We start from the raw sequence: 9904 nt of genomic DNA on the forward strand, positions 1-9904 counted from the left end.
GCTGTTAGAGCCGGGGATGCTCGCCATCTGCATGATCAAACAATTTTGAAGGAGTTTCTGTGTGCAGCTAGAAGTTACTCAGGACGTTTTTCGGCTGGCGCAGGTTTTCACCATCTCGCGTGGTTCTCGCACAGAGGCCAAAGTGCTGACTGTTCAGATTTCCGACGGCACGCATAAAGGTTGGGGCGAATGCGTACCATATTCGCGTTACGATGAGACGCTCGAATCTGTAACAGCCCAAATCTCCGGCTTACCGCAGGAGTATGACCGTCATTCTCTGATGGAGCTTTTACCAGCAGGGGCTGCCCGGAATGCCGTCGACTGCGCTTTGTGGGATCTTGAATCCAAACGGGCAGGAAAACGCGCCTGGGAACTGGCTGGATTGCCCACGCCCGGGCCAGAGATCACGGCCTACACTTTGTCCTTGGACACGCCACAGGCGATGCGAGAACAGGCAGCCAAAAACGCCCATCGACCACTGCTCAAGATCAAGCTGGGAACGCCTGATGATATGCCGCGATTGGAGGCTGTTCGCGCTGGCGCGCCAAATGCAAAGATCATCGTGGATGCAAATGAAGGCTGGTCTGCTGAAGTTTACGCTGATCTTGCGCCACATCTTCTAAGACTGGGCGTGGCCTTAGTTGAACAACCGCTGCCTGCCGACGCAGACGATGCCTTGATCGGCATGAACCGCCCAGTGCCGGTCTGTGCCGACGAGTCCTGTCACGACAGGGTCAGCTTGCCCGGTCTAAAAGGGAAATATGATGTAGTTAATATCAAGCTGGACAAAACCGGTGGCCTGACAGAGGCGCTTGAACTACGCAAGGCGGCCCTAGCCGAAGGGTACGATATCATGGTCGGATGTATGGTAGGCAGTTCTTTGGCGATGGCTCCTGCCACGTTAGTGGCGCAGGGCGCGATGGTAACGGACCTTGACGGCCCGTTACTTCTGGCCGAAGACCGCGCCAGACCACTAACTTTTGACAACGCCGGAGTTCACCCGCCTGATGCGGATCTCTGGGGTTGAGGAGACAAACATGAACCGAACCGTATTTGTGAATGGTGAATACCTGCCCGAAACCGAAGCCAAGATTTCAATCTTTGACCGCGGATTTTTGATGGCCGATGCGGTCTACGAAGTCACCAGTGTTTTAGACAGCAAACTTATCGATTTCGATGGTCATGCCTTGCGCTTGAAGAGGTCTTTGGACGAACTCCAGATGGCCGAGCCATGCACAAAAGAAGAGTTGCTGGAAATTCACCGCAAACTAGTCGAAAAGAACGGCATCGAGGAAGGCTTGGTTTACCTTCAGGTGACCCGCGGCAGCGACGGTGATCGGGACTTTGTTTTCCCGCCTGCAGATACAAAACCAACTCTTGTGCTGTTTACTCAGAACAAACCGGGATTGGCAGACAGCCCTGCCGCGAGGAAGGGCGCCAAAGTTATCTCAATCGATGACATTCGGTGGGGACGTCGCGATATCAAGACGACGCAGCTGCTTTATCCCTCTCTTGGCAAGATGATGGCCAAAGCCGCTGGCTGTGACGACGCATGGATGATTGAGGATGGCCATGTGACCGAAGGCACCAGTAACAACGCATACTTTGTCAAAGGTGGAAAAATCGTAACGCGGCCGTTGTCCAACGAGATTCTGCACGGCATAACCCGCAAGGCGGTCCTTCGAATGGCGGCTGAGGCGCAGATGGAAGTCGAAGAACGCCTATTTACAATTGATGAAGCCAAAGAAGCGGATGAAGCTTTCACCACTTCGGCCAGCGCGTTCGTGATGCCGGTTATCGAGATCGACGGAGTGCAACTAGGCGATGGCTCGCCGGGGCCAATAGCCAAAAGACTTCGTGAAATCTATTTGGATGAAAGCCGAAAGGCAGCCATCTAAAAAGGCAAATCAAAGGCCCGCTTAATAGGCGGGCCGTGTCAATTGCCGATGTCGAAATTTAGTCCTTTTTACCAACATTCTCTTCAAATGCGACTTTGAACTCTGCCTGCTTTTCAGGGCTTGCCTCGGTTTGATAGTTAGCTTTCCATTCATCCATGGTCATGCCATAGAAAACCTCTCGGGCTTCATCCTTCCCCATCTCGATGCCTTTTTCGTTGGCCGCTTCCTGATACCAGCGAGACAGACAATTGCGGCAGAACCCGGCTAAATTCATCATATCAATGTTTTGAACATCGGTACGGTCTTGCATCAGGTGCTTTTGCAGGCGGCGAAATGCAGCGGCCTGAAGTTCGATTTCGGTTTGATTGTTCATGGTCCGGCTCCCGACGACAGAGTTGTATACCATACCTGACCTAGCGGCCCAAAGGCGATGTTTCAACAAACGGCATGTCAGGCAAGTTGCAAGGCCAGCCATGGCACGATGCAAAAAATAAGGGTCAGAACTTTATAGTTAGCAAGGTACCGAAAATACGCTCGCTTCACATGCGGACGCTCCATCTGGAAAATCCTGCCGTGAATGTCGGCGATCTGGTCTTGCAGTAACAACATCATCAATGTGGTGAACATTAGAACCGCGACGTTCAGCACAGCCATCCAACCGAACACGGCTGAAAGAAACTCCTGAGACATAGTCGCCTCCTTTCCCAGTACATAAGAGTTAATAAAAAGCCCCACAATTATGAAAGTTAGGAAAACCGTCGCAGTTACAAGCCGCTGTCAACCAACGCGTCTTGTAGGATCACGGCCATCCGTTCAGCCCAATCCCGTTGCCCGGCGTGATCGGCGATCAGGTCGTTACGCAACTCGATCAGAGCATTCGGGCGCCCATGTGCAGTGCAATGTCTGTCGATTGCGTCGCCAGGCAAAACTCCGGTGTAGGGCTCGTTCACGCCGACACATAGATCGCCCTCGGCCGCCAACCTGTCGATAAGTGGACGTGAAAATCGCTCGTCCGGTGTGTGCAACACGCCGACATGCCAAGGGCGCGGCTCTCGACCACGCAATTGCCTAGTGAAGGAATGCATCGACACGATCACCGCGTGCGGCAAGCCAGCCAGACGCTCAAGTTCTTCATGGTAAGGGCGATAGCACATGTTCAGGCGGCGTTCGCGCTCTATCCCGTCAGCATTGCGATTTCCGGGAATGATTGAACCGTCGTATAACTTCATTAGCAGCGTCGGATCGTCTTCCCCCCTGTTCGGGTCGATAACGAGGCGCGAGAAATTGGCCGCGATCACAGGCGCGTTCAAAATCTCGCCCAAGTGTTTGGAAACTTCATACGCGCCCACGTCGTAGGCGATGTGACGCTCCATATCTTCGCGTGGCAGTCCCAGATCACCACCATTTATTTCAGGCGGTACAGTATTGGTGGCGTGATCGCAGGTAATCAACCAGCGTGATGGACGATCTGCGCCGTGCACAAAAAATGGGGTGTATGTCATGAGCCTGTCATCTAGTTTGCCGCAGGTGTAGGGCAGTTGCCTCGGAAAGGGAATTGCGCAATAAGCAATCCGAGCACTGTTTGCGGTAACATCGAGTGATTGAGGAGAGCAAGACTAATGCGACGCCTGAGAAATGTTAAAATTGTGGCGACGCTTGGTCCGGCGTCAAACGACTACGATACGATACGCGCCCTGCACGAAGCAGGCGCTGACGTATTCCGCCTGAACATGAGCCACGGCAGCCACGATGAAATACGCGAGCGCCACCGCATCATTCGGCAAGTTGAGAATGATCTGGACAGCCCAATCGCGATTCTGGCCGACCTGCAGGGCCCAAAGCTGCGAGTTGGCCTGTTTGCCAATGACGTCGAAGAACTGCAAGAAGGTGCCAGTTTTAGGTTGGACCTCGACCCCGAGGCCGGAGACATCAACCGGGTCTGCCTGCCCCACCCCGAAATTTTTGCAGCTCTGGAAACAGGTTCGCGCTTGCTGGTTAATGATGGCAAGATTCGCCTCATCGTACAGGAGTGCGGCCCAGACTTCGCAAATTGTACGGTCGAAGTTGGCGGCGCAATTTCCAATCGCAAGGGCGTCAATGTGCCGGATGTGATTTTACCATTGGCCGCATTGTCGGCAAAAGACAGGGAAGATCTGGAATTTGTCTGCCAACTGGGAGTGGACTGGCTGGCGCTTAGCTTCGTACAACGCGCTAAAGATGTGTTCGAAGCTCGCGCGTTGGCCGACGGACGCGCCGCGATTTTATCCAAGATAGAAAAGCCCGCCGCGATTGAGGCATTCGAAGAAATTCTTGATGCGTCAGACGGTATCATGGTCGCCCGCGGAGACTTGGGCGTTGAATTGCCAGTGTCAGCAGTGCCGCCGATCCAAAAACGGCTGGTGCGCCGCACGCGTGCCGCGGCCAAGCCCGTCATTGTGGCAACCCAGATGCTGGAGAGCATGATCGAAAGCCCGATGCCCACGCGCGCCGAAGTTTCGGATGTTGCTACCGCAATCTATGAAGGCACGGACGCTATCATGCTCAGCGCGGAATCGGCTGCTGGTTCGTATCCGGTTGAAGCCGTTCAAACAATGAACAAAGTCGCCATCGAGGTCGAAGCTGACCCTACCTATGACCAGATCATTGCCGCGTCACGCACCGCCAAGGGCACCACGGTTGCAGACGGCATCGTGGCAGCCGCGCGTGAGATTGCTGAAAAAACTGATATTAAAGCGATTTGTTGCTTCACCCAAAGCGGTACAACAGCGTTGCTGACCGCTCGTGAGCGGCCCGGTGTCCCCATCATCGCGATGACTTCTTTGACCGGCACAGCGCGGCGTTTGTGCCTGTCCTGGGGTTGCAATTGCGTAATGACGCCAGTGCTGGAGCGTTTCAAAAGCGCCGTAGTCAATGCCGCCCGCGCTGCACGCGCCGGCGGATTTGCCGGTGAAACTGATCAGATTGTTGTGACCGCAGGTGTGCCTTTCAATGTACCGGGCAGTACGAATATCTTGCGTGTTGCACCTTGCGATGAGCGGCTGATTTACAGTACCGACCCAGAATAAATCGCGTCTTTCGGATCGAAAAAGCACGGAGCTAGTTAGGCTACGAACTCGCCAGACGCTTTGTTTGGCGGGTTTTACATTATTCAAAAGCAATTGTTTTTTCAGTAAAAATTCCCCAACACCTAAGAATGTGCCAAAAAATTAATCACCTTGCGAATAAATCTGATACCTTTTTGGCAGCAGCCCTCAGATCAGTTCCAGGTTCGGGTTGCCAGGTCGGTACATCTTCACCGACACACAAAAACAAAATCGGAGGAACGAAATGACAACGAAAATTGTCATAGGACTGGATGGTACCGAAAACGGACAGCGCGCGATTGCCTTTGCCAAAGATTTGGCAGGAAGGATCGGCGCCTGCGAACTGTTGGTCGTCTACGTAATCGAGTGGTCCCCTTTCACCTTTCAAACCCCGGAAGAAAATGCGCTTCGCCACAAGCGGCGCGAAGAAGAGATCGAACTTGCGACATCACGGATCGTAGAACCCGCAGTGCAAGCTTTGAAATCCGAAGGGTTCGCCGCTTACGGGATCGTGCGCCACGGGGATGTAGCGGAAACCTTGAACGCCATAACCGTGGAAAACGATGGATCGCAAATCATAGTTGGCCGCGCGTCTGCAGACGGTATCAAAAAGCGGCTATTTGGCAGTTCGACCCAATATCTGGTGATGCATGCCGACGTGCCAGTCACGGTCGTAAATTGAGGAGGGGCAACAATGATAATTTCAAAAAAACTTGGCGTTTCCGGTCTTGCAACGGGCCTATTAGCCAACGCAGCTGCAGCTCAAGAAGCCGTTGGCCTTGACGAAAAAATTAATCAGGCATTTTCGGATTTCACCGGCCCTTTTGTCAGTTTTATCTTTGCACCGTTCCCAGGGACGAGCGTTCCATGGATCGTGATGTGGCTGGTTATCGCTGCAACTGTGTTTTCACTGTATTTCGCATTTGTTCAATTTAGGTTTTTCGGCCACGCGGTAAGTTTGGTTAAGGGCGATTACTCTGACCCAAACGATGCAGGTGAGGTAAGCCATTTTCAGGCGCTGGCGACCGCGCTGTCTGGTACGGTCGGACTGGGGAACATTGCTGGTGTAGCCGTTGCCGTAGGTATCGGCGGGCCGGGCGCGACGTTCTGGATGATCGTTGCGGGTCTTCTGGGCATGGCCTCGAAATTCACTGAATGTACGCTCGGCGTGAAATACCGCAATGAATACGACGACGGCACCGTCTCTGGTGGCCCGATGTATTACATGTCCAAAGGGTTCAACGAACTCGGCCTGCCGGGAGGCAAAATCTTGGCGGTGTTGTTCTCGATCTTCTGTATTTTGGGTGCCTTGGGCGGGGGCAATATGTTCCAGGCCAATCAAGCCCACCAGCAGATAGCGGGTATCACCGGGGACTTTCCCGGCTGGATCACTGGCTTGGTTTTTGCCGGAATTGTATTTGCTGTAATCGTAGGCGGTCTGAAATCCATCGCGCGCGTGACTGAAAAGGTCGTACCGTTCATGGGTGTTATGTATGTTTTGGCCGCCTTGGTGATTATCATCATGCATGCCGATCAAATCGGCTGGGCCTTTGGTCAAATCTTTGCGGGTGCGTTTACCGGGCTGGGCGTCGCTGGTGGCATGGTCGGTGCGTTGATACAAGGTTTCCGTCGTGCTGCGTTTTCGAACGAAGCTGGGGTTGGTTCCGCGGCCATTGCCCACTCAGCCGTGCGTACAAAAGAGCCGATCACCGAAGGGTTTGTGTCCCTGCTGGAACCGTTTATCGATACAGTCGTGATTTGTACTATGACCGCTTTGGTAATCATCATCACACAGCAGCTGGTCATCGACCCCGAAACGGGCATGTATATGTTGAACGAGGAAGGTACAGCTATCGCTACAGTCGACGGAAACTCTGGCGTCAGCTTAACCTCGGCCGCTTTTGCAAGTGCATTCGGTTGGTTCCCATACGTTTTGGCGGTCGCCGTGGTTCTGTTTGCTTTTTCGACCATGATCAGCTGGTCATACTACGGCCTAAAGGCGTGGACCTACCTGTTTGGCGAAGGCGCGACTAAGGAATTGGTGTTCAAGATCATCTTCTGCATTTTTGTCGTTATCGGTGCAGCAGCCAATCTTGGTCCCGTCATCGATTTCTCGGATGCGGCGATCTTTGCTATGGCCGTTGTGAATGTCTTCGCGCTCTACTTCCTGATGAAGGTTGTTCGCCAAGAACTGAGTTCCTACGCGGAGCGGCTTAAGAGTGGCGAAATCCGGAAATTCGGTCACTGAATGAAAGCACCGGGGCGACCTTTGTCGCCTCGGAACCTGACCCCTCTGCCAAAAGCAAAGTTTCCGGTCAAAACCCCCTTGCCTCTTTATCAAAACTTGCGTAAACGGCGCTTCTGATTGCGTGACCGGCCGATGTGGCATGCCGAGTCGCGTTATATACCGAACCCGAAGATAGGAGACGGAAATGCCCAAGATGAAGACCAAATCGAGCGCCAAAAAGCGCTTCAAGGTGACAGCGACCGGTAAAGTGATGTCGGCTCAAGCTGGCAAACGTCATGGCATGATCAAACGGACTAAGAAATTTATCCGCGACGCCCGTGGCACCACCACTCTCTCCGCCCCCGACGCCAAGATCGTCAAGGGCTACATGCCCTACGACCGCTAAGAGGAGATTCAGAAATGTCCCGCGTTAAAGGTGGAACCGTAACTCACGCTCGTCACAAAAAGATCATTAAGTCTGCCAAAGGTTACTATGGTCGTCGCAAAAGCAACTTCAAAGTTGCGACGCAGGCCGTCGACAAAGCCAACCAATACGCGACCCGTGACCGCAAGAACCGCAAGCGCAACTTCCGCGCGTTGTGGATTCAACGTATCAACGCGGCCGTGCGTTCGCATGACGAGGCACTAACCTATTCACGCTTCATCAATGGCCTGAACCTTGCCGGCATTGAAGTGGATCGTAAAGTTCTGGCAGATCTGGCCGTGCACGAACCGGAAGCGTTCGGCGCGATCGTTGCCAAAGCTCAGGCGGCTCTTACCGCCTAAATCTCTTTAGAGAGAGACAGTGAAAAAAGGCCGTTCGCTTGAGAGCGGCCTTTCTTGCTTTCATAGCGGTGATTTCAACTCAAATATTGCGAGAAGCGAATAACTATTGTTTTTGGAAATACTTTCGCGCAGGGCCAGAACCCGACTGATGCCGCGATTGAAAGTCCTGGGCACATTCCCAGAAGAGTCGATGGCGGATCAACCTCTAATACCCGATTGACCAAGAAGCCAAGACCACTCGATCGCTGATGAATTTTCCCTCAGAATGATTGTGAGCAGCTCAATCGCCAAGTTCGAGATTGCCAAGCCTGGAATAAAGATACTCGCCTATTGCTTGTGAACCTGTCGCACTGGTGTGAATCGGGTCATAGAAATCGGATGCAAGATCAAAATCGATCTCGGCCATAAGGTCCAAGCAAATGGCATCTACGTTTTCACATGCAGCCATTTGAGCGTCTGCAAGGGCGCGTTCAAACCGATAAAAGTCAACCCCGTTCAAATTTTGATACTCCTTGGGCAATTGCTGACGAACCAACTCAAAAAAATCGGGTTGATATTCCGCAATACCTGCTACCTGGCCATTGCGGCGGGTCCAACGGGCGCTTCTCTGGGTAACGAATATTGGTTCCGCACCGAAATCACGGGTCAACTTGGCTAGCTCAGAAATACGATCAGTATAACTTTCGAGTGAAGGTCCAAAAACAACGTCCAAAGGAGCGGATATTTTTGGCTCTGTGACAAGAGGTTCACGATCGGCAATGTTTGTTCGATTCAATTCGTTTAGTGAATGTTCTTCAGCGAAAGCTGACTTAACGACCCGATAAAGTTGATAGAAAACCGACTTAGTTTTGATCGTCGCTTTAAGATTGTTGTAAGCATTGTCTTCCAGCGCCACCACGTCGTATGTGTCCGTAGGCTGAGATATTAGTAGGTCGTTAATTCCTACATAGTACAAAACGTAACGCGCATCTAAATTTGGGATCTCATTGAACCAAGATGAGAAATTCGCAATGTGACCGAATGTAGATTGACCATCAATACCCGCGTTGACGATTGAAACAGACTGCCCGGACGCAGCAAACAAATCCCGCATGACAGCTTGATAAGTTTGTGAGTTATCGACCCAGCGTTGATCGGTTGTTGAACCGCCAACTGTTAAAATGTCAATGTCGGACACATCACCTTCAAGACCACGAAAACCATAATTGTCGCGAGAATATGTTACAGTCGGTTTTCCTACATGAATTGGGTTTTCTTGTACTTTTTCGTAGTTTCGAAGCTTCGTAAATTTCATCAAAGCGTGTTGATCCGAAAACCACGTGCCAAAAATAAGCTCGGCAACCAAGAACGCGATCCCTAGCAGCAAACAATTAATAACCACTACTCGCCACATACATGAACTCCCTAGAGTAGCATTCCCTGAGCTGGATAAATCAAATTCAATTTGTTTTCCAAGCCTTTCATTGACACCTAAGCTTGGTAGACCCGCACCAACTTTATTGTCCGGAACCCGAGAGAATAGAGGCCTAAATCAAGTAAGGAATGAATTGTGTTTTGAGTGCACAAACAGAACCAAAAGCATACCACCCATAAATTCAATAGTAAAAAACCATAAACAGACAACGAAAAAACAATTAAAGCAGGGAACAAAGACCCTGCCGACGACATCTTGCTAGCCGCAATGACAACTTCAGCAGGACTTTGTTCTTTCCAAGTTCGACCAGGAACAAGTTTTCTACGCGATCTAGTTGCTCTCCGCACAGAATTGAAAATTGACCATTAAGTGGTTGTTTTTTTCGGACCTTTAGGTTTGAGGCTGACGATGTGAAGACGTTAAGCAATTGATCCGGGGGATCAATTGTAGTCTGAACGTGCTTCTTTGAGATATTCCGACGCTGGTTGCGGGAGTA

At 51.7% G+C, this 9904-nt stretch carries 11 protein-coding genes; 7 read left to right on the plus strand and 4 right to left on the minus strand.

What is annotated here, in order from left to right; translation table 11 throughout:
• Positions 1-61: 61 nt before the first annotated feature.
• Positions 62-1027 (plus strand): N-acetyl-D-Glu racemase DgcA, encoded by a 966-nt coding sequence (dgcA, locus tag AC2FNV_RS22540; protein ID WP_170604370.1) that lies wholly within the window; start codon positions 62-64, stop codon positions 1025-1027.
• Between the two features lie 10 nt (positions 1028-1037).
• Complete coding sequence (locus tag AC2FNV_RS22545; protein WP_170604368.1) at positions 1038-1898, plus strand: D-amino-acid transaminase; 861 nt, start codon at positions 1038-1040, stop codon at positions 1896-1898.
• Positions 1899-1956: 58 nt separating this feature from the next.
• Here the strand turns inward: AC2FNV_RS22545 and AC2FNV_RS22550 are convergent, their stop codons facing one another.
• The 3 genes from AC2FNV_RS22550 to AC2FNV_RS22560 all read right to left on the minus strand — a co-directional run bounded on the left by AC2FNV_RS22550 (position 1957) and on the right by AC2FNV_RS22560 (position 3400).
• Positions 1957-2271, minus strand: coding sequence for a DUF1244 domain-containing protein (locus AC2FNV_RS22550; protein ID WP_170482107.1), 315 nt, complete (start codon positions 2269-2271; stop codon positions 1957-1959).
• Between the two features lie 77 nt (positions 2272-2348).
• Complete coding sequence (locus AC2FNV_RS22555) at positions 2349-2588, minus strand: DUF6868 family protein (protein ID WP_170604366.1); 240 nt, start codon at positions 2586-2588, stop codon at positions 2349-2351.
• Positions 2589-2662: 74 nt separating this feature from the next.
• Positions 2663-3400, minus strand: coding sequence for an N-formylglutamate amidohydrolase (locus tag AC2FNV_RS22560; protein WP_170604364.1), 738 nt, complete (start codon positions 3398-3400; stop codon positions 2663-2665).
• A gap of 117 nt (positions 3401-3517) precedes the next feature.
• On the opposite strand from AC2FNV_RS22560, the gene pyk reads away from it, so the two are divergent.
• From pyk to rplT, 5 genes are all read left to right on the plus strand, one after another.
• The gene (gene pyk / locus AC2FNV_RS22565) at positions 3518-4963 is read left to right on the plus strand and encodes a pyruvate kinase (RefSeq protein ID WP_170604362.1); all 1446 of its coding nucleotides are present in this window, start codon (positions 3518-3520) and stop codon (positions 4961-4963) included.
• Between the two features lie 262 nt (positions 4964-5225).
• Entirely contained in the window at positions 5226-5663 is a 438-nt protein-coding gene (locus AC2FNV_RS22570) for a universal stress protein (protein ID WP_496774580.1), read from the plus strand.
• Positions 5664-5675: 12 nt separating this feature from the next.
• On the plus strand, positions 5676-7229 hold the full coding sequence (locus AC2FNV_RS22575) for an alanine/glycine:cation symporter family protein (protein ID WP_170604360.1): 1554 nt from the start codon (positions 5676-5678) through the stop codon (positions 7227-7229).
• Between the two features lie 184 nt (positions 7230-7413).
• The gene (gene rpmI / locus AC2FNV_RS22580; RefSeq protein ID WP_039523697.1) at positions 7414-7614 is read left to right on the plus strand and encodes a 50S ribosomal protein L35; all 201 of its coding nucleotides are present in this window, start codon (positions 7414-7416) and stop codon (positions 7612-7614) included.
• Between the two features lie 14 nt (positions 7615-7628).
• Positions 7629-7994: a 50S ribosomal protein L20 gene (rplT, locus tag AC2FNV_RS22585; RefSeq protein ID WP_170482090.1), complete on the plus strand. Its 366-nt coding sequence runs from the start codon at positions 7629-7631 to the stop codon at positions 7992-7994.
• Positions 7995-8274: 280 nt separating this feature from the next.
• Here the strand turns inward: rplT and AC2FNV_RS22590 are convergent, their stop codons facing one another.
• On the minus strand, positions 8275-9339 hold the full coding sequence (locus AC2FNV_RS22590; RefSeq protein ID WP_496774582.1) for an SGNH/GDSL hydrolase family protein: 1065 nt from the start codon (positions 9337-9339) through the stop codon (positions 8275-8277).
• Between the last annotated feature and the right edge of the window lie 565 nt (positions 9340-9904).

It is taken from the genome of Ruegeria sp. BHSA163 (genome assembly GCF_059613365.1).

Bases quoted from the DNA above. Each gene is read 5' to 3' on its own strand.
- pyk (WP_170604362.1), top strand. From the start codon at position 3,518: ATGCGACGCCTGAGAAATGTTAAAATTGTGGCGACGCTTGGTCCGGCG.
- AC2FNV_RS22575 (WP_170604360.1), top strand. From the start codon at position 5,676: ATGATAATTTCAAAAAAACTTGGCGTTTCCGGTCTTGCAACGGGCCTA.
- AC2FNV_RS22555 (WP_170604366.1), bottom strand. From the start codon at position 2,588: ATGTCTCAGGAGTTTCTTTCAGCCGTGTTCGGTTGGATGGCTGTGCTG.
- AC2FNV_RS22570 (WP_496774580.1), top strand. From the start codon at position 5,226: ATGACAACGAAAATTGTCATAGGACTGGATGGTACCGAAAACGGACAG.
- AC2FNV_RS22560 (WP_170604364.1), bottom strand. From the start codon at position 3,400: ATGACATACACCCCATTTTTTGTGCACGGCGCAGATCGTCCATCACGC.
- rplT (WP_170482090.1), top strand. From the start codon at position 7,629: ATGTCCCGCGTTAAAGGTGGAACCGTAACTCACGCTCGTCACAAAAAG.
- AC2FNV_RS22550 (WP_170482107.1), bottom strand. From the start codon at position 2,271: ATGAACAATCAAACCGAAATCGAACTTCAGGCCGCTGCATTTCGCCGC.
- rpmI (WP_039523697.1), top strand. From the start codon at position 7,414: ATGCCCAAGATGAAGACCAAATCGAGCGCCAAAAAGCGCTTCAAGGTG.
- AC2FNV_RS22545 (WP_170604368.1), top strand. From the start codon at position 1,038: ATGAACCGAACCGTATTTGTGAATGGTGAATACCTGCCCGAAACCGAA.